Here is a 20,042-nt window from a genome sequence, read left to right on the forward strand (position 1 = left end):
TCGTGATAAATAAAATACAAGCTTATTATTTTACAATTTATTAGTGTAAATTTAAACTTAAACACAACACCACCATTTCACAGATTATAATTAAAAATCATACATTTAAATTAAAAATCCAACTATATCTTGTATTTATATCACCCATAAAAAAGTTTAAAAATTATGTTCTATTTGTATCTTTTTGTATTCTTATTGATAATAATAACGATTCTTATTTACCAATCTCTATTCTTATGGACAATCTACGTAAACAAACGGTATTAAACATTGCAATAAAATCAATTCTTATTTGCAGTGCTATTTCCCATAGTGCTTTTGCGCAAGAGCAAAAAAGTAATGAAGCGAATACTTCGGTACTCCCAACCATTACAGTTAAAGCAGATGCTCAGGATGAAAAAACTGAGGGAAGCGGAAGTTTTAAAGCAAAATCCTCAAGAAGCTCATCAAAATTAAAATTATCTTTAAAAGAAACACCACAATCTGTAAGCATCGTCACCCGTGAACAAATTGAACAACGCGGGCTGACCATTCTGGATGATGTTCTTGCCGCAACACCAGGCGTTACCGCGACTAAAAATGACAGTGAACGTTCTAACTACTATTCCCGTGGTTTTCAAATTACCAATAGGCAAATTGATGGTATGCCTGTAGGAGACAATGCTCCCCGCTTTGATAGTTTTTTCTTTGACCGAGTTGAAGTGATCAAAGGTGCTTCTGGCTTAACTGGTTCAACAGGCAGCCCTTCTGCAACCATCAATATGGTACGTAAGCGTCCTGAAAAAGAGTTTAAGGGCAATGTCAGCTCAACTTATGGCTCATGGGACAATACCCGTGTAGAAGCCGATGTATCCATTCCACTGACTCAAGATGGCAGTGTTCGAAGTCGATTCATGGCAGCGTATACCGATAAAGAGTCCTATATGGATCGTTATAAGCTCAAGTCCACAGCCGCAATGGGGATTATCAGTGCAGATTTAACCCCAACAACAACAGCCTCAGTCGGGTTTCAATATCAAGACAATGATCCTAAAGGCTCAACGTGGGGTACAGTGCCTTATTTTAATGCTGATGGAAGCAAAGCAAATTTTCCGCGAAACTTTAGTTTATCTGCGGACTGGAGTTCAATTGCCAATACTGATAAAACCGTTTTTGCTGATATTGAACATACTTTTGCCAATGACTGGCTGGTTAAAGCAGCGATTGCCCACAGCACCTCGGATAATAGTTGGATGGTGGCTTATGGTGGTAGTGGCTTTCCAGACCCAAGCACAGGAAAAGGGCTGAGTCTATGGACCAGTGTTAGCCCTTATGCTGAAAGTAAAAAACTCAATATTGATTTGTATGCCACAGGACCATTTCAGTTGTTAAATCGCCAACATGATTTAATCATTGGTTATAGTGGTTTTAAAAGTGAAAATACCTCATTGAGTGTAAAAAGCAATCTCGAGTATCCAGCAGCTATACCTGATTATCGTAATTGGACAGGTAATATTCCAAAACCAACCTATGAGAAAACTGGAGCTGGAAGTACCAATACCACAGAGCTTTACGGGGTATATTCAACTTTACGTTTAAATTTAGCTGATCCGCTTAAGTTAATTTTGGGCGCACGTTATAGCTCGTATGACTATAAAGTTGACAAGTGGGATCCTAATGCCCCGGTTTCTCCTACAAAGCCACGTAACTTTGATCAATTGGTGCCTTATGCGGGGATTTTGTACGATATTAATGATACTTATACAGCCTACACCAGTTATACCAATGTATTTAATCCGTCCACTAGACGAGATCGTTTCGGCGATTATCTAGATCCTGAAATGGGAAGCACCACTGAGCTAGGGATTAAAGCGGATCTATTGGATGGTAAGTTATTGACCAGTGCTGCTCTATTTTGGTCAAGTGTCAAAGACCTTGCGGTAGAAGATGTTGAATATCGTGATGGTGTAAAAAATGGCACTATTCCAAAAGTAGATGAGATGGATACTGCATATATGTCATCGGGCAAAGGACTTAAAGTCAATGGTATTGAGTTAGAAGCCATTGGAAAGTTACAGGAAAATTGGAATCTTAGCTTCGGCTATACCTATGTAAATAGCGTAAGTTCTGCAAACGCCAATGCTTTAAGCAATATTCCTCAAAACCAAGTAAAGTTATTTAGTAGTATTACTCTTCCAGAAAATCTTTGGACAGGTTCAGAAAAGCTAACATTAGGTGGTGGATTGAATTGGCAAAGTGAAATTTCACAAAAATGGGGGGGAGCTCCTGCAAATGCCTATAACGGTGGTGTAGTCACACAAAAGGCCTATGTATTGGCCAATGCTTTTGCCAGTTATAAGTTAAGTGATGAGCTGACTGCAAGTGTGAATATCAATAACTTATTTGATGAAAAATACTATTTAAATGTAGGTTTCTATAATGGTGTTTATTGGGGAGAACCACGTAATGTGACTTTCACCTTAAGAGCTAAATTTTAATAAAATATAAAGCCAAGCATGAGCGTATAATTAAAAGCGCTCATGCTTGCAAGTATTCTCAGCAATGCTTTGGCTGAATTGAACGAATCATAATGAATTAATGGCTAATGATAGAATCAGTCCACCTACTAAAAGGATTTTCAAACTCTTGCCATTTTTCTGCGCCTAACGCCATTTCATCATCGTTTAATAAACAATTATCAAATTGACGAATAAGTTCAGATTGATCCATCTGCATCCCAATCAATACAATTTCTTGTCGTGCATCACCTGTTTGAACATCCCAGCTTTGTTGAATTGCATCTCGACTTTGTTGATCTGTAGGCCAATGTTCATCTGGCACTGCTGCCCACCAATATCCAGCAACACCATGGCGTGCCATCGCCCCTGCTTGAGACCAAGATCCAGCAAATTCGGGATTCGAGGCTAACCAAAAAAAGCCTTTGGAACGAATCACGCCTTTCCATTCGGAGTTGATAAAATCAAAAAACCGTTTTGGGTGAAATGGTCTGCGCGCACGATAAACAAAATTATTGATTCCATATTGCTCTGTTTCAGACGTATGCTCACCTCTTAATTCCTTTAACCAACCTGGAGCTTGTGCCGCTTCGTTAAAATCAAATAGCTGGGTATTTAACACTCGATCAAGATTCACCTTGCCAAACGCAGAAACTTCAATTTTTGCTCTTGGGTTTAAAGACTGCAAAATTCCAAATAATTTTTCCTGCTCGTCTTGATCAATCAAATCTGTTTTATTCAATACAATCACGTCACAAAACTCAATTTGATCAATCAGTAGATCAACAACATTTCGCTCATCTTGTTCACCTAATGATTCACCGCGCGCTTGTAAGCTATCCAGCGAACTATAATCTTTTAAAAAGTTATAAGCATCGACCACGGTCACCATTGTATCTAAACGGGCAAATTCATTGAGGGAAATTCCATTTTCATCTTCAAAAGTAAACGTTTCTGCAACAGGGAGTGGTTCAGAGATCCCTGTAGATTCAATCACCAATTGATCAAAACGCTGATCCTGTGCTAAACGACGCACTTCAACCAGTAGGTCTTCTCTTAAGGTACAGCAGATACAACCATTACTCATTTCAACTAGCTTTTCATCCGTTCTTGAAAGCTCAGCACCGCCCTCTCGAACTAAAGCGGCATCAATATTGACCTCCGACATATCATTCACAATCACTGCAATTTTTCGGCCTTCGCGATTGTTTAAGATATGATTGAGTAAGGTGGTCTTTCCAGCCCCTAAGAATCCAGAAAGCACGGTGACGGGAAGTTTTTGCGGAGTGGCTAAAAGAGTATTCATTGGCATTCTCACTTTATATTTTTGTATTTTCATATCGAGATAAACATGAAAATACTGACTGAATAACTCCAAACAGATCACTTTAGAGTTAAATTTTAGCTGTGCTTGCACATACATTTTCAATGCTGCAATTTGATGATTCGGTTTTAATCATTCGGTGATGATTACAGCGTTTATTAAATTGCTATAAATCTAAGCTAAGGATTGAAAAGCATTAGGTTTTAACCTGTTTAATAGCGGATACATATGTGTAGCTTGAATTTCTCGTATTAAAAGTTGTCTGATGTCACGGATGAAATTTGACTTCATGGCGATTCACTCACTTTTTTATTGTTGCCAATTAAAGCGTTATTGATACATGGTGATGAGCTATAGCGATGGTCTGCCCCCCAAGTACGAAAACCTGCACTATCAATATGAATCTGTCCTGATGCATAGACGCCTAAGCCCATGTGAAGTTCCTCACCAGAATCCAGCCAAAATTGACATAATTTTGCTTTGCGCTCTTGAATCATCAGCTGTTGGTTTAAGTCCGGATTTTCATCACCAATACGAAAATCTAATGCGGCATTAAAAATATGTTTGGAGGAAGCAGCGCCTTTTGCACACTGATTAAGCTTGAAATTTCGATAGACAGAAGTCACGCTAAACTGGGTTAAAATTTTTTCATCCACAAGACGATTTAAAATTTTTAATGTTGGCACAATATTGCCCCACAGCTCTTGTGGCGGAACTTCAAATTCAGATGCATCACATTGTTGCCAATCTCTGGCTGTCTGTAAAAATTCAAAAGTAGGAATATAAGCAGAAATACCTTGTTGCTTTAAAAAGCGCTGATAAGCCTGAACTTTTTCAGCATTTGCCGGCTCACTGAGCCATTTTAAATAAGCAGGCGGCAAATTTTTTTCTTGTTTTAAAATACCTTGCTGCTGAGGAAAGTCTGCCTTTAATGGCACTTGTGGTGACGCTTGCTGAACTGTACGCATAGCATGAATTGTATTTGAGTTGTTTTGACTACATGCAGAAAGGCAGAGTATGAATCCGATCAAATATTTTTTGTTCATCTCAATTTGCAATGATCTCATAGCGTAAATTTAACTCAGATGAGTAGTGTTGATTAATATTGTTATGTTATAACATAACAATATGTATTTCAACTTAAGCTATTCCCCCTATGAATCTTGTTCTTCCAGATGTTTCGGCTGAATCCTCACTCACAAGAAACTATTACTACCCACTCGATTGGGTCGGTATGGAAAAAATCGCGCTTCCGCTTTATCTCGAAAATAGCCTTTGCCAAAGCCAAGTGAATGCTTATGTCAGTTTGGATGATGTGTTTGCCAAGGGTATTCATATGTCACGCTTGTATACCCGACTTTTGAAATTGAGCACGATCAAAAATTTAGCGTTACTTGATATTAAAGACGCTTTATTGGATTTCTTAGCCAGCCATAAGGATTTATCAGCACATGCCAAAATCGAAATTCATAGTGAGCTTTATATCGAGCGCCCTGCCTTAGTCAGCCAATTGTCTGGCTGGAAAAGCTATCCTTTTGTGTTGTCCTGCCAGCTTTTAAAAGATGATTTTTATGCTGAATTAAATGTCGAAATTCCCTATTCATCTACTTGTCCTTGTTCCGCAGCACTTGCCAGAAACATCATTCAACAAAGATTTGCATCTGCATTGGAAAATCAAGAGATTCAGTTAGACCCACAAGAAATCCTCAGTTGGCTAAATAGCACAGATGCAATTGCAGCAACGCCTCACAGCCAAAGAAGTTTTGCTCAGTTAAATTTCAAATTAGATCAAAACATTCAGTATATCCCACTGATTTTATTTATTAATCAGGCTGAACAAGCCTTGATGACACCCGTACAAACAGCGGTAAAACGTATTGATGAACAAGCCTTTGCTGTTGCGAATGGTCAAAACCTGATGTTTTGTGAAGATGCATTAAGACGCTTGTATGCCACATTTATCCATCATCCCAGCATTCTAGGCTTTAACTTTAAAGTGATTCATGCGGAAAGTTTACATGCTCATGACGCAGTTGCTCAGGGCGCTTGGCAATGGTAATGCCTTATCTTAACCCCCCTCATTGTTTAACTTATTTAAAATGGTCTAGTCATGCTTAGAAAAAACCCATCTGGTGATCTCCCGGTTATCGATCAATCAGCCTATGTTGACCAAACAGCGATTATTTGCGGAAAAGTCATTGTCCATGCCAATGTATTTATTGGGCCTTATGCAGTGATCAGAGCAGATGAAACCAATGACGCGGGTGATATGGAGCCCATCATTATTGGTGCAAATTCCAATATTCAAGATGGAGTGGTGATTCATTCCAAAGCTGGGGCAGCAGTGATCATTGGTGAAAATTCTTCAATCGCACATCGCTCTATTATTCATGGTCCCTGTGAAATTGGACATCATGTTTTTGTTGGCTTTAACAGTGTGTTATTTAACTGCAAAGTGGGTCATCACAGCGCGATTCGTCACAATGCAGTGGTTGATGGTCGTGATTTACCCGATCATTTTTATGTGCCTGCAATGAGTTATATCAACCCCAAAACTGATTTAAAGCAATTTCCACCCATTGATATTTCAATCAGTGAGTTTTCTGAAAGCGTTGTCAGTACCAATATCAAATTGGTTCAAGGGTATAAGGCATTGCACAATGAGTTTTAAAAATTCGCCCAATCTTATTATTCGTAATGCCAATATTGTCAATGAAGGCAAGCAGTATTATTCCGATGTACTGATTCGACATGGTCGGATTGAAAAGATTCATCCCAATATTACAGGGGCTTATCATGCGAAAAATATAGATGCTGAAGGTTCGTGGTTAATTCCTGGCATGATTGATGACCAAGTTCATTTTAGAGATCCCGGCGCAGCACATAAAGGCAATATTGCTTCGGAATCAATGGCTGCAACAATTGGTGGAATCACCAGCTATATGGATATGCCAAACACCAATCCAGCCACCTTAACTCTAGACGCTTTGACCCAGAAAAAGCAGATTGCAAAACGACATAGTCGGGCCAATTATGCTTTCCATTTTGGAGTTAGTGCGCATAATTTAAATATTATTGAACAGCTTGATCCTAAATCAATCAGTGGTGTTAAAGTTTTTATGGGCGCGTCTACGGGTGATATGCTCGTCGATGATCCTAAAGTTTTGGAACGCTTATTTGCAAATGTTCCAACTGTTTTATTGACTCATTGCGAGTTTACCCCTGCCATTAAAGCGGAAGAAAATTTCTATTTTCAAAAATATGGGGAAAATATTCCAGCAGAAATTCATGCGCAGATTAGAAATAAACATGTCTGCTTTGAAAGCTCAAAATTAGCTGTATCTTTGGCCGAGAAATATGCCACACAGTTGCATGTTTTACATATCACCACCGCGAAAGAACTGTGTTTGTTTAAAAATCTGCCTTTAAATCGAAAACATATCACAGCAGAAGTGTGTATCCATCATCTCAGTTTTGATGATGCTGATTATGCTACTTTGGGCCACTTAATTAAATGTAATCCCGCCATTAAAACCCAGCAAGATAAAGATGCTCTGATTAATGCCCTTGCGAATAGTAATCGCTTGGATATTATTGGTACTGACCACGCCCCACATACTTGGGATGAAAAACACCAGTCATATTTTTATGCCCCTTCTGGCCTGCCTTTGGTACAACATGCGTTGCCTGCACTGATGGAACTGGTTGCAGCAGGTAAACTGAGTATTGAAACATTGGTTCAAAAAACGGCACATCAAGTGGCAGACTTATTTAGGATCAAAGACCGTGGTTATATTCGAGAAGGTTACTGGGCTGATTTAGTGATCCTTCGAGAAAATCAACAGCACATTGCAGTGAAAGATCAAAAAAACTATATGAAATGCAATTGGACACCATTTATGCATAAAACATTTGCTTATGAGGTCAGCACCACAATTGTTTCGGGGCAACTTGCTTGGCATCAACAACAGCTGTTTTTAAATTGTCAGGGACAACAACTTGAAATTAATCGTTAACATAGCAGGTAATGAACAAATGGCATGAATTTATTTCAAACCTTTGATATTTAAATGGATCATTTTTTAAGTTTAAATATCATTTATCGTGAAATGTTCTCATGATTTTAATTCAATGAGAGAATTTACATCGAAAGGACTCCCAATATTCGTTTAAACCTGATTGACCTCAGCTTTAACGTTATTTTTCATCTTGCTTTTGCCTGAGCATAAGTCTAAAGTTAACTTTAATGTTAAATGGAAGTCTGTAAAATGAACATTAGCGAGTTATCCAAACAAAGTGATTTAAGTACCCCAACGATTCGTTATTATGAACAAATCAAACTGCTTCCTAAGGCAAAACGTAAATCTAATGGTTATCGTGAATATAGCGACAATGACCTCAAACAATTATTTCTAATTCAGCAAGCGCAACAAGTTGGATTTTCATTGGCTGAAATCAAAGCTTTCCTGCCTTCAAATGTAGGCAAGTGGGATCATGATATTCTAATTGGATTACTCGAAAGAAAAATCAAAGACATTGAAGATCTAGAGCAAAAGTTGTTGATCAGTAAGCAAAATCTTCGCAGCATGATCACTGCAATCAATAGTAAGCCTGACGAAATCACCTGTGAAGAAAACGCCAACCGTTTACTGAATCTTTATTATGCCAATGATAAAGTGTAAACATCTTTAGCTTATCGCTAAATCATAAAAGCGATTGAGCTTAAAACTCACTTTAAGCTCAGGATTGTGCATAGGTCATTGATAAGTGATCTATGATGTTCAAACATTGGAGTCTGCAAAACTGCTTGATCAGTATTCTCATCATTACTTTAATGGGTGATCATCCCTAAGCATCAGGGAAATCCTCTTTGGGCCACAGCCGCAGTACAGTCTGTCAGATCTAATCCAACATCTGAACAAAGCACTGTACTTAAGCTGAATGTGAATACTCACGCATACGTTTTTTATACTGACGTGTGCGGCATGTCGTTTCTGTCTGTTGTAATATCAAGGCCCATAAAGGTGAAACCTGAGGATTCGATTTTTTCCCATGACTAAGTTTCTGTAACTGGAATTTGACTGTTGCCATATTGGCAAGTGAAGCTAAGGTTTTATTTTCCCAGTGAATTGGTTTCAATTCAGGTGCGATATTCTGACCTTGTTTCCATTCGTTGGGTAAGTTAGGGTCAATTGCTAAGGCTGTTGCAATTCCGACCATATCGATCCCACTGTCAATGACTTGTTCTGCAACGGGTTTACGGCGAATACCACCAGTCACCATAATCGGCATATGGGCAACCTTGCCAATCTCTTGAGCAAACTCTAAGAAATAAGCTTCACGCGCCAAAGTCCGACCATCTCTAGCTTGACCTTGCATAGCAGGTGCTTCATAACTGCCACCTGACAATTCAACCAAATCAACTGACAGATCATTTAACATTTGAACCACTTGCTGCGCATCTTCAGCACTAAAACCACCACGTTGAAAATCGGCCGAATTCAGTTTAACAGCAACTGTAAATGTTGATGACACCACTACACGTACTGCTTTGACAATCTCAATCAAAATACGTGCACGATTTTCCAATGAACCGCCCCATTGATCTTGACGTTGGTTGCTTAAAGGCGAAAGAAACTGACTGAGTAGATAGCCATGAGCTGCATGAATTTCTACACCAGTAAATCCAGCCTTTTCACCCAAACGTGCGGTATTGGCAAAACGTTGAATCACTTCGTCAATCATGGCTTGAGTCATTTCAATTGGAGTATTAAAACGATCTGACATTTTACCTAAATCTAAAGCCACAGCAGAAGGTGCCCACGTTGGCTGACCTAAATTTGACTGCATTTGGCGGCCCGGATGGTTGATCTGCAACCATGCTTGCGCGCCTTGAGAACGTGCGATTTTCGCCCAACGTTTGAAGTGCGCTAAATGCTGTTCATCTTCCAAGACCACCCCACCCGGTCCTGTCATCGCACGACGATCCACCATCACATTACCTGTAATGATTAAACCAACACCACCATCTGCCCATGCCTGATACAAACGCATGAGCGCTTCTGATGGTGCATGATTGAGATCTGCCATATTCTCTTCCATCGCAGCTTTTGCAATACGATTTGGAATCTGAGTACCATTGGGTAAAACTAATTTTTCAAAGACGTTCATTTTTATAGCCTCATAGAGTATGGACTTACTTTAAGATTAAAGCTCACTTTAATGTCAATCCTTTTTTTGCATTTAATTTTTATTATTTTAAGAACTAATTTTATTCAAAAACTTACATCAAGAAAAAAATGATATTTGATCACCTTTCGGTCCCCCAATAACTTCTTTACATGACTTAAACCATTTCAGGTTTTCTGCTCAAAGCTTCAACGACAACCCAAACTATTTTTTTATTAAGATAAAAATGAATATAAAAAGCCAAGACTGGTTTAAAGATCTTGGCTTTAAAATGTTGCAATGGGAGTTAGGCGATACGATATTTTGCCTCTTCAGGAATACGCTGTAATGCCTGACGCTGTTTTTTGAAATAAGGTAAAACATGTTCGCCAAGGCGATAGGCTTCTTCTAAATGTGGATAGCCCGCCAAGAAAAACAGATCAATCCCAATACTGTTATATTCTTGAATCCGCTCGATAATCTGCGAATAGCTTCCCACTAAAGCAACACCTGGTGGAATACCAATATAGCCAAAGCCTGACCAAACATTGGGATGAATAAAGAAATCATCGACGTTTTTACTGCCTGCTTTTTCACTATATTCTTTTTCAAAACTCAATACACGTGCCGATCTCAAACCTGCATGTGCAGCAGACGCATGTAAGCGTTGTTTTTCAGCAGCTTCATCCAAATAACGTTGTGCCTCTGCCAACGCTTCTTGTTCACTACGGCGTGCAATCGTATCAATGGATAAGCCGAATTTAATATTATCCCGCCCATATCTCGCAGCACGTTTGCGCACATCTGCAATCAATTCAGCAATTTCACTGGGTTTTTCAGCACGCATTAAATAATAATCAGCATGCTTCGCACCAAACTCACGGGCAGCCTCAGACGATCCTGCCGTACAAATGATCGGTAGTTCAGCTTTATTCAGAGGGTATTTTAAACCACCGCCTTCAGCAGAATAATATTTGCCCTGGTAATGGAATGATTCATTATACCAATACCCTTTCACCACATCTAAAAATTCAGTCGCACGGATATAACGGTCATCGTGCGGAGTAGCATCCCCAACTTGGCGCTGAATAACCTCAGAGCCACCGTTGATAATATTCCAGACCAAACGATTCCCTGTGGCACGTTGATACGTTGCTGCACTTTGTACTGCATTATAAGGACTAAAATGATAAGGCTGGAATGCAGTCACAAAGTTTAACCGCTTGGTTTCTCTTGCCAATAAGGAACACACTGTCCATGGTTCTTCACCTGTAGGTGCATTCACCATCAGTGCGCCTGCAAAACCATTGATTTCAGCCGCACGAGCCACTTGGCTAAGATAGTCGATATAGGTAAAGTCATCACCAACTTGGTAATTCGATGTCGCACCAGTATTGTCTACACCCGCGACACGTGACCAATCACCACGATTGCGTGGATCACCTGCTAAGTACTCTGCTTCACCATGCAGTGGTAGACGAGTAAAAAATTCAATTCCCATGATGTTCTCCGTATAACTTAGAATTTAGCAGTAAGAGAAACACCAACTTGACGTGGGTTTCCATAAGTTAAAACATATTGTCCAGCGGGACCATTTGGACGGCCATGTACTTGATATTCTTCATTCAATAGGTTTTTAACGTAAGCATTGACTTGGTATTTGTTATTTGCGCTATGGTAGCCAACATTGGCATTCCATAAGGTATATGCTTTTTGGCTTAAGATTGGATCTACCGAATAGTCTTGACGGTTTACGAGGAAAAATTCGCGATCACGATAGCTGGCATCTGTACCTACAACAACACGAGCACCATCATTGAGATTAAAAGTATATTCTCCACCCAGACCGACAGTGTATTTTGGCGAACGCACTAGACTGTTGCCTGTATTATCTGCATTAACTACATTGGTTACCGGGTTTTTATCGACGAAATCGGTATATTCGCTGTCAAGATAAGCACCAGCAAAACGTAAACGTAGATTTTCAGTCACTGAATAATCTAATTCTAATTCAGCACCTTTAACTTCAGCTTTTGGTCCATTGGCGAGAACCGAGGTCACCCCACCACCTTGTCCCTCTGTTGCAACCAGTAAATTGGTTTGAATATCTTTATAGTCATAATAAAAAATATTGGCATTTGCGATTAAATCTCCGTCCAATAACGTAGACTTTAAACCAAGTTCATAACTATTTAAGTATTCAGGATTCACGTCGGCAAGTTGGGTTAAGCTGCTGGATAAACCAGTGTTAAATCCACCTGAACGGAAACCGCGTGCAAATCTAAAATAAGTATTTAAATTAGGATTAATTTCATATTCTGGGGTGATGTCATAGGTCAACTCATTCCAAGTTTTATTGCGACTTGTTGACCCATTTGCATTTGGGGTTGGGTTATAAACAGCATTGCTATAACCATCTTTTTTCCACCAACTGCCTTTTGTATAGTCTCCCGTTGTGATCTGAGTCAGATTGAGATCAATATCTTTTTCTTCACTGGTCCAACGTAAACCACCTGTCACTTTAAATTTATCTGTAAATTTATAGGTACTGTTACCAAAAAGTGCAAAGCTTTGAGTGGCTTGATTATAGGTTATATCTCTAAATGCTGGCGTAGACGCAGTTTGAGAAGCAGCGCCATTTGGCAATGTTTTATTGACACGTGCACTGACTCCAGTGGAATCTAAATCCTCATTGAAATAATGAAATCCTGCAATCCAGCTTAAGCGTTTTTCAGCATCAGAAGCGATGCGAAACTCTTGGCTATATTGACGCCATTCATTATCACTATAGCTTCGTGCGACATCATAAGGGGTGTAATCACCATCTGAAATCGACTTTTGTGTGGTCTTATCAAAGGCAGTAATCGAAGTAAAGCTATATCCGCCCCCCAAATCTCCAGTTAAGGTTAATGATGCGCCATCATGCTGAATCTTATTGTTTTCATCTAGATCTAAATTGGTGTCTCGTCCTTTAGGTCTTTCATAAATACCCCAGTATTTACCCACGCTTAAGGAACCATTACTGCCTAAGCCATTATAAGTTTGGCTGTGTAGATTGACCAAGGCATCCCATTCATCATTGATTTTGCCTAGCACTTGGAAGCGAAAAGATTTTTTATCCACATTGCCATAATCTTCACCATTGGCAATATTCTTTGCATATCCGTCACGGTCTTCAGAGTAAAAAGCCCCGCGCACCGCAACATTTTCCGAAATTTTGCCGTTTGCAGCACCTTCAAATGTTCGTAGGTTATGATCCCCTAAACCAATAGTTGCATATCCATTGGGTTTATCTGAAAAAGTAGGCTTTTTAGAAATATAATTGACTGCACCCGCAGTGGTGTTTTTCCCATAGAGCGTACCTTGTGGACCACGTAAAACTTCTATACGCTCTAAATCAAACAAGTCACCTGCACCTGCAACTGGCGCATTTAAATAAACCCCATCTGCATACACGCCAACAGGAAATACTGTCGATGCAGCTACATCTCCCGTACCTAGACCACGAATATACCAACGTGGACGACTATCCCCATCTGGGTTTTCAGCTGCAGCATTTGGTGTATAGGTTAAAACATCCCCAATAAAAGTAGAACCTTTCGCAGCCAAGTCCTTACCCGAAACAGCAGTAATTGCAGTTGGAACTTTTTGAATATTTTGCGCCCGATATTGTGCAGTGACGATCACATCACTTAATTTTTTGACATCTTTGGCTTTTTCAACCTGTGCTTGTTGTGCTGGTGTAGTCTCGATCTCGTCATTTGCAATAGCCAGTGTTGAAACACTCGCCGTTACGCCCCACATAGCAGTTAAAATACTCTGCCTAATTTTTGTAACCTTAAACATGCTGACTCCATTTAAATAAATCTATTCTTGTTATTGGCAACTTTTGTGCCATTCTATTTATTTAAATATTTTCAAAGTGTTATATAAAAAATCATAAAAAAAATATTTATTTTTGCTGATAGATAGACATTTTTAATTGTCGTATTGTTGTTATTTCAACATTTTGCTTTTTTTTATTTTTAATGATATCTACTAAGAGTAAATTTATAAAAAAGCCATACAAAAGTATGGCTAATGCAATCAAAAATAAAAATCTGTTTAATTTAGAATTTATAGCTAAATTGTCCTTGTACCGTCAATGGACGCATTGGCTGTAAAAACTCGCTATTTGCACCAGCTAAACCATTTACGAAATTACGCTCATTGGTCAAATTAAGAATATTTAAGCCTACTGTCCACTGCGGTTGACGATAATAAAGTCCCAAATCTAAATTATAATTATTGGGTACCTTTACGGTCTGACTTAGATTGGTATACCAGTTACTTGTCCACCAGCCCGATAAGTTTAGTCCAAAACCTGACTGGTGCTGATAGTCCACATAAGCACTTGCAGAATATTTAGGAATGCCTGCTGCATCATAACGTCCTGCTTTGCGTTGGTTTAAAGCATTGCTATCGCCCCATACCGTCGCATTGTCTGCATGGAAACCAAAAGGTGAAAAACCAGCCGGAATAATGGAAGAATATTCAGCATTGAGATAGGTTAAGTTTGCCCCGATCGCGATATTTTTTTGTAGCTGCCAACGTAATGATGATTCAAGGCCTTTGATTTCAAAACGCGCCATATTGCCATTGGTATCAGGTGATAAATCGCGCTTCTGTTCAAAACCACTGAGCGTTAACAGAAGTTGATCAGTGATCGGCTCGTATTTCACTCCCACTTCTTTTAATTCACTTTGGCTGTCAAAAGCCAAAGGATTTAGCTGATTTCCAGCGCCCCAAATTAAAAATGGACCAAATACACCCGTATTCAAAGCTGTACTTTTATCATAAGTAAAATATAGGGTACTTTTTTCAGTAGGTTTAATAAAGGTACTGGCTTGATAGCTAAGCAAACTATATGTATTGGAATCTGAGCGGACATCTGTAGGGACTAAAACCAGTGGATTCTCTAATTTTGCTTTTATAGAACTGTGGTTAATTCCCAGATTAATCCCAAAAACATCATTAAAAGTAAAATTTTGCTGTGTAAATACGCTGTAAGTATCCCAAAAGCCTGTTCCTGTATAAACTGCACCACCTCCATTGGGAGGAAAACCGCCTTTTTCAGCATATAAGCCATGACCCACAGGGTACATTCGAGGTAGATTTAAATAGCCAAAATACTGCGAATACTGTGGAACACCAGCCTGCCCAATCCAACTTCCAGTCGAACCGCCATGATTGACCAATCCCAATAAATCTCCAGGGTTTTTCTGTGATGGATCATTGCTTAAATCATAAGGATTGATATTAAAACTATTGTTTGCTGCGAGAGAGGTAAATTTCTCATGCCGATAAGCGCCACCTGTACTGCTTTTATTGTTGATTTTGACACCCAATAGCTCAAAGTCATGATCGCCTAAAAACTCTAAGCGGTTATCCAATAATTCATGGTCCAAATCGGTAAAGAAACTCCCAACAGAATCACCTAAATCATGACTCTTTTGATATAGCGTACTATTGGCCACAGACCAATTTTCATTGATATCTTTGACCAGTTTAAATTGTGTACTAAAACGCTTTGCACTATTTTTATCTTCGCTCCGACCAGAAACATCATCATCTAATTTGACTAAGCCATTGCCTGCGATTGATGGATCATAGACCCAACCTCGAATTGTACCCGCTTGATCAGCAGTGGAACTTGGCAAAGGAGAAGTCTGTACTGGACCTACAGCAATATATTGATTTTTGTCATTCTTCTGCCGAGTTTGCCAACCAATCACTTTAGAGTGAGCTGCACCAGACTCAAAGACTGGAGACCAAAAGTTTGAACCGTTTTGAATAATCGGGGTCGCTCTGCCTTTATAGTAAAGCCCTTGATCAACGGATTGTTGTGTCGCTCTGTTCCAACCATGCGTCACATTAAAATCTGAATAATCGTCATAACTGATATTCCAGTCAACCCGTAGACTGTCATCTGGACGCCAAGCCAAAGCACCATAAAATGCATTAAAATTATTTTTTACATTGTCATAATAGTCATCTGTTCGTTGTGCTGTTGCACTGATACGAAATGCCAATTCTTTAGAAATAGGTGCAGTATGATCAATACTGACTGAGAAATTAGGCTCAGCACCTTGCCCTGCATAAATTGAACCCACTGATCCCGAAATCGTGGTTTGTGCTTTATTAAAATTCGGTTTTTTGGTGAGATAATTAATATATCCCCCTGAACCTGACGTCGGTGCAAAAATTACCCCCGTTGGTCCTGCAACAATATCAGCAGCTTCATAGGCATTTAAGTTGGTCGGATGTCGGGTACTGTATATTCGTTGGCTATCTTGAAAAACTTCGGAGTTTTGCCCTCGTATCTGTGGCGCGAAATTGGCATTTTGCCCACCTCCTCTGGTGATACTTGGAGCATACTTAACCAAATCATCTGCACTACGAATAACATCTTCACGAAACTGTTGTTCAGATACTTGTGAAACGACACGTGGGGTATCTAATACAGAACTATCCGTCCCATAAATCGAAGTGACTTTACGCTTGGGGAGAATTGTGGCTTTTTTATTTGCTCCTGTCACTACAACATCGGCTAAGGTAATTACATCACCATTAGAATCCTTGGCTTGCTCTGAGGTTTCTTCAGCAAAAATAGCGCATGGAAAGATTGCCCCAAATAGCCCTAGCGCAATCACCAGTGGCTTTAATTGAAAGTTCTGTTTCATATCACACTCAGTAAAATACATTTACACTGCGTTACGCAAAGCCTATGCCAATCTTTAAATAGGCAAAACTCAAATATAAAACATTGATTTTTATTACTTTTAAATAGCCCTCATTGATATACAGATTTTATTCATGTTTATTTTTTCAACAGAAATGCTGAAAAAGCAACAGTGACAAAAAACACAACGCTTATAATCAATTGATAAATATTAGAAAAATATAAAAAAGAATTGGCATTCATTGTGCAATCTCCTCTGAATACGTTCTAACTGAGTATTTTTAATGACACATGAAACCTTGTTACTCTCACGTCGAAAATTTTTAACCCAAAGTCTAACTGCACTCGGTGGCGTTTCTTTAATCAGTGGTTTATCTGCTTGTGGACAATCTCCACAACCTAGCGCTGACTCCCAAAGTTCACTTTCCAGTACCCCTAAGCATGGTGGAACAATTCGATTAGGGCTGATTGGTGGACAACAATCAGGTAGCCTTGATCCTCACCTTTCAGCTTCAGGAAGTGGGATTACCCGTGGATTTGCGATTTATAATAAGCTCTGGGAATGGGACGAAAACATGCTTCCTCGTCTTGCTTTGGCTGAATTTGCAGAACCTAATCATAATGCCAGCGAATGGACCATACGACTGCGTAAAGGTTTAGAGTTTCATCATGGTAAAACCGTCAGCGCAGATGATGTCATTTTTTCATTGAAACGATTAACAGATCCAAAGCTTGCCTCACCTTTTCGAAATCTTGTGCAATGGATTGATCGTGATCGTATCCAAAAATTAGATCAATATACAGTACGCATTCCTTTTATTAGTTCAATTGCTGGCTTTGTGGCGCTGCCTGAAACTTGGGTCAATTTTGGCGGTATTGTCCCCACTGATTTTGATCCCATTCATAACCCTGTGGGCGCAGGTCCTTATAAAGTCAAAGAATTTATCCCCGGTCAACGTTCAGTCTTTACTCGGTTTGAAAACTATTTTAAAGCAGATCGGCCTTATGCAGATCGTTTTGAAGTCATTGACTTTAAAGATCAAGTTTCTCGACTAAATGCATTATTGGCAGGACAAATTGATCTTGCAAATGCGATTTCACCTGAATACATTAAAATTTTAGAGCAAGCAAAACATATTCAAACGGTTCGTTCTCAAACCAATACCCACAATAGTTTTGACTTTAATACTCAACAGGCACCATTTAATGATCCCAAAGTCCGCCAAGCATTTCGTTTAATCGCCGATCGTCAAGAGCTGATACAACGGGGTTTAAACGGTCAGGGACGCATCGCCAATGATTTATATTCGCCACAGGATCCAGCATTTCTAAATTTGCCACAACGTCAACAAGACATTACAGAAGCCAAGAACTTATTGGCTCAAGCGGGCTTTAAAGATGGCTTAAGCGTTGAACTGATTACCCCCGTTGGCAACGCCCAACCTGCCCTAATATTTGCAGAACAAGCAAAGAAAGCCAATGTCAGTATTCGGGTCAAACAAGTTGATTTAGCTACCTTTAATGGACCTGATCGGAGTAAATGGCAATTCTCCAGTAATGCAACCAACGTGGGTACACCGTATTTATCCACTGCTGTAGTGAATGATGCACCAATTTCAACAACCAATCGTGTCAACTTTAAAGACCCAGAATATAGTGAGCTGTTTTATAAAGCACTGGCTGAACCCGATTTAGCCAAGCGTAAAGTGTATTTGGCTCAGGCACAAAAAATTCAACATGAACGCGGTGGAATGCTGATTTGGGGTTTTAGCCATAGCATAGATGCTGCATCGAAACAGATCGGAGGATTAGCGGCAGAACACACGATTTTCCCAACGTGGCGTTTTGAGAAATTATGGAACAATCAAGCCTAAAATAAAATTTGCAGCGCCTTAACACCATCAAGCATCTGCTGTAGTCAGCGATCTTCTGACTTTTCAAGGACGAAAAGTCAATCCAGTATGGGGCTCTGATGATGCATCCCGACTATTGCAGCCCAACACAACGACCTTAATGTTGCTGATCAAAATCGTGAATAACACATTCATTTTGTACACATTCAGTTTATAAAAATCAGGCTTATATAAAGCAATAAAATTTGAACGCTGTTTTAATTTTAACTACTCATATTTTTAGACACTAAAAAAGCTGCCGCAGCAGCTATTTCATTCAGCATCCAAAGACTACTTGGGTACGGTAATCACAGATAATTTTTCTACCCCTACTCGCTCAATACTGGCAAGTAATTTTGCAACTGTTCCATAAGGAATGGTCTCATCGGCATTTAAATTCAAAGCCAATTTAGGGTTACTGTTTTTACGTGACTGAATCTCTTTTTCAAAACTTGCCAAAGTTACTTTATCCTTGTCAAGGAAGATTTCTCCTTGCGGATTAACACTAATGACAACCGCTTTATTCTGATCCGTTGACTGCGTCGGTGCAGCCTTGGGTAAATTTACTTTCACGGTATTGGTTAACAGAGGCGCTGTAACGATAAACACGATGAGTAAAACCAGCATTACATCAACCAATGGCGTAATGTTAATTTCACTCACCACATCATCTTCTTGGGAGGTTGAAACGGCCATTATGCAAACACTCCTTTTTCTTTGACTTCTTTACTGGATGCATCATGATTGACTACAGTATTTCCAGTGGTATTTTTTGGCTTAGCGACAGGTAACTGAAAGCCTGCTTTTTGATTTAAACTGACAAAATCAGTAGCAAAATCATCGAGGTCTGCACCGATGGTTTTAACTTTACGTATGAAATAGTTATAAGCCAACACAGCGGGTACCGCCACAGCAATACCAATACCTGTAGCAATCAAGGCCTCACCAATTGGCCCTGCAACCACATCCATACTTGCATTACCTGAATGTGCAATGGCCTGTAAAGCATGAATAATCCCAAACACTGTTCCAAATAGTCCAATGAACGGTGCGTTATTGCCAATCGAAGCCAATAATGCAGAACCTTTTTCCAATTGACGACGTTCAGTTAAAATTTGCTTGCGTAAATGACGCTCTAATAAATCCTGCCGACTCCAACTGTTTTGCAAATCTTGATGAGTCTTTTCATCTGCCTCAATCAAGGTTTGAAAACCGGCATTTGCAACACGGGCTGTAGGGCCTTCACCTTGTTGTGATTGAGTCACTGCCTCAGGCAAATTTTTGGCTTTCCAAAAGGCTTCGACAAAGACCTTACTTTGCTTGCTGGCTTTCTGTGTCTGTACCACTTTAACCACGATCAACACCCATGTGACAATGGAGAAAGCAACCAATAACCAGATTGTGCCGTCATGGATCAATGAATTTATGTCTGTCATGTAGAT

14 protein-coding genes are annotated in these 20,042 nt (G+C 39.5%); 6 read left to right on the plus strand and 8 right to left on the minus strand.

Annotation, left to right across the window (positions count from 1 at the left end):
* Positions 1-236 precede the first annotated feature (236 nt).
* The gene (locus AS4_RS16335) at positions 237-2,477 is read left to right on the plus strand and encodes a TonB-dependent siderophore receptor (protein WP_096734850.1); all 2,241 of its coding nucleotides are present in this window, start codon (positions 237-239) and stop codon (positions 2,475-2,477) included.
* Positions 2,478-2,574: 97 nt separating this feature from the next.
* On the opposite strand, the gene zigA is transcribed toward AS4_RS16335, so the two are convergent.
* Together zigA and AS4_RS16345 are read right to left on the minus strand one after the other, a co-directional pair.
* Positions 2,575-3,801, minus strand: coding sequence for a zinc metallochaperone GTPase ZigA (gene zigA / locus AS4_RS16340; protein ID WP_096735553.1), 1,227 nt, complete (start codon positions 3,799-3,801; stop codon positions 2,575-2,577).
* Between the two features lie 305 nt (positions 3,802-4,106).
* Positions 4,107-4,865 carry a D-Ala-D-Ala carboxypeptidase family metallohydrolase gene (locus AS4_RS16345; RefSeq protein WP_167468955.1) on the minus strand — a complete coding sequence of 253 codons (759 nt, stop codon included), beginning with the start codon at positions 4,863-4,865 and terminating at the stop codon, positions 4,107-4,109.
* Positions 4,866-4,975: 110 nt separating this feature from the next.
* On the opposite strand from AS4_RS16345, the gene folE2 reads away from it, so the two are divergent.
* From folE2 to AS4_RS16365, 4 genes are all read left to right on the plus strand, one after another.
* A complete protein-coding gene (gene folE2 / locus AS4_RS16350) occupies positions 4,976-5,878 on the plus strand; it encodes a GTP cyclohydrolase FolE2 (RefSeq protein WP_096734852.1) in 903 nt (300 codons plus the stop codon).
* 51 nt (positions 5,879-5,929) lie between these two features.
* Positions 5,930-6,490 carry a gamma carbonic anhydrase family protein gene (locus AS4_RS16355; RefSeq protein ID WP_096734853.1) on the plus strand — a complete coding sequence of 187 codons (561 nt, stop codon included), beginning with the start codon at positions 5,930-5,932 and terminating at the stop codon, positions 6,488-6,490.
* Positions 6,480-7,835 (plus strand): dihydroorotase, encoded by a 1,356-nt coding sequence (locus AS4_RS16360; RefSeq protein WP_096734854.1) that lies wholly within the window; start codon positions 6,480-6,482, stop codon positions 7,833-7,835. The genes AS4_RS16355 and AS4_RS16360 overlap by 11 nt, the downstream gene beginning before the upstream one ends.
* 252 nt (positions 7,836-8,087) lie before the next feature.
* Positions 8,088-8,501, plus strand: a complete 414-nt coding sequence (locus AS4_RS16365) for a MerR family transcriptional regulator (protein WP_096734855.1) — start codon at positions 8,088-8,090, stop codon at positions 8,499-8,501.
* 250 nt (positions 8,502-8,751) lie between these two features.
* Here the strand turns inward: AS4_RS16365 and AS4_RS16370 are convergent, their stop codons facing one another.
* The 4 genes from AS4_RS16370 to AS4_RS16385 all read right to left on the minus strand — a co-directional run bounded on the left by AS4_RS16370 (position 8,752) and on the right by AS4_RS16385 (position 16,709).
* A complete protein-coding gene (locus AS4_RS16370) occupies positions 8,752-9,990 on the minus strand; it encodes an NADH:flavin oxidoreductase/NADH oxidase family protein (RefSeq protein ID WP_096734856.1) in 1,239 nt (412 codons plus the stop codon).
* A gap of 304 nt (positions 9,991-10,294) precedes the next feature.
* A complete protein-coding gene (locus AS4_RS16375) occupies positions 10,295-11,488 on the minus strand; it encodes an LLM class flavin-dependent oxidoreductase (protein WP_096734857.1) in 1,194 nt (397 codons plus the stop codon).
* A gap of 17 nt (positions 11,489-11,505) precedes the next feature.
* A complete protein-coding gene (locus tag AS4_RS16380; RefSeq protein ID WP_406565185.1) occupies positions 11,506-13,833 on the minus strand; it encodes a TonB-dependent receptor in 2,328 nt (775 codons plus the stop codon).
* Between the two features lie 263 nt (positions 13,834-14,096).
* Positions 14,097-16,709, minus strand: a complete 2,613-nt coding sequence (locus AS4_RS16385) for a TonB-dependent receptor (RefSeq protein WP_096734858.1) — start codon at positions 16,707-16,709, stop codon at positions 14,097-14,099.
* Between the two features lie 283 nt (positions 16,710-16,992).
* Here AS4_RS16385 and AS4_RS16390 point away from each other — a divergent pair, with 283 nt between their 5' ends.
* Positions 16,993-18,582 carry an ABC transporter substrate-binding protein gene (locus AS4_RS16390; protein WP_096734859.1) on the plus strand — a complete coding sequence of 530 codons (1,590 nt, stop codon included), beginning with the start codon at positions 16,993-16,995 and terminating at the stop codon, positions 18,580-18,582.
* Between the two features lie 309 nt (positions 18,583-18,891).
* Here the strand turns inward: AS4_RS16390 and AS4_RS16395 are convergent, their stop codons facing one another.
* Positions 18,892-19,296 carry an ExbD/TolR family protein gene (locus AS4_RS16395; protein ID WP_004717481.1) on the minus strand — a complete coding sequence of 135 codons (405 nt, stop codon included), beginning with the start codon at positions 19,294-19,296 and terminating at the stop codon, positions 18,892-18,894.
* On the minus strand, positions 19,296-20,036 hold the full coding sequence (locus AS4_RS16400; protein ID WP_096734860.1) for a MotA/TolQ/ExbB proton channel family protein: 741 nt from the start codon (positions 20,034-20,036) through the stop codon (positions 19,296-19,298). Before AS4_RS16400 ends, AS4_RS16395 begins: the two co-directional genes overlap by 1 nt.
* Positions 20,037-20,042: the final 6 nt, after the last annotated feature.

Source organism: Acinetobacter guillouiae, assembly GCF_002370525.2.
Lineage (GTDB): Bacteria > Pseudomonadota > Gammaproteobacteria > Pseudomonadales > Moraxellaceae > Acinetobacter > Acinetobacter guillouiae.

What these genes read in the sequence shown, in the direction of transcription:
- AS4_RS16335 (WP_096734850.1), top strand. Translation starts at nt 237, where the DNA reads ATGGACAATCTACGTAAACAAACGGTATTAAACATTGCAATAAAATCA.
- zigA (WP_096735553.1), bottom strand. Translation starts at nt 3,801, where the DNA reads ATGAATACTCTTTTAGCCACTCCGCAAAAACTTCCCGTCACCGTGCTT.
- AS4_RS16345 (WP_167468955.1), bottom strand. Translation starts at nt 4,865, where the DNA reads ATGAACAAAAAATATTTGATCGGATTCATACTCTGCCTTTCTGCATGT.
- folE2 (WP_096734852.1), top strand. Translation starts at nt 4,976, where the DNA reads ATGAATCTTGTTCTTCCAGATGTTTCGGCTGAATCCTCACTCACAAGA.
- AS4_RS16355 (WP_096734853.1), top strand. Translation starts at nt 5,930, where the DNA reads ATGCTTAGAAAAAACCCATCTGGTGATCTCCCGGTTATCGATCAATCA.
- AS4_RS16360 (WP_096734854.1), top strand. Translation starts at nt 6,480, where the DNA reads ATGAGTTTTAAAAATTCGCCCAATCTTATTATTCGTAATGCCAATATT.
- AS4_RS16365 (WP_096734855.1), top strand. Translation starts at nt 8,088, where the DNA reads ATGAACATTAGCGAGTTATCCAAACAAAGTGATTTAAGTACCCCAACG.
- AS4_RS16370 (WP_096734856.1), bottom strand. Translation starts at nt 9,990, where the DNA reads ATGAACGTCTTTGAAAAATTAGTTTTACCCAATGGTACTCAGATTCCA.
- AS4_RS16375 (WP_096734857.1), bottom strand. Translation starts at nt 11,488, where the DNA reads ATGGGAATTGAATTTTTTACTCGTCTACCACTGCATGGTGAAGCAGAG.
- AS4_RS16380 (WP_406565185.1), bottom strand. Translation starts at nt 13,833, where the DNA reads ATGTTTAAGGTTACAAAAATTAGGCAGAGTATTTTAACTGCTATGTGG.
- AS4_RS16385 (WP_096734858.1), bottom strand. Translation starts at nt 16,709, where the DNA reads ATGAAACAGAACTTTCAATTAAAGCCACTGGTGATTGCGCTAGGGCTA.
- AS4_RS16390 (WP_096734859.1), top strand. Translation starts at nt 16,993, where the DNA reads ATGACACATGAAACCTTGTTACTCTCACGTCGAAAATTTTTAACCCAA.
- AS4_RS16395 (WP_004717481.1), bottom strand. Translation starts at nt 19,296, where the DNA reads ATGGCCGTTTCAACCTCCCAAGAAGATGATGTGGTGAGTGAAATTAAC.
- AS4_RS16400 (WP_096734860.1), bottom strand. Translation starts at nt 20,036, where the DNA reads ATGACAGACATAAATTCATTGATCCATGACGGCACAATCTGGTTATTG.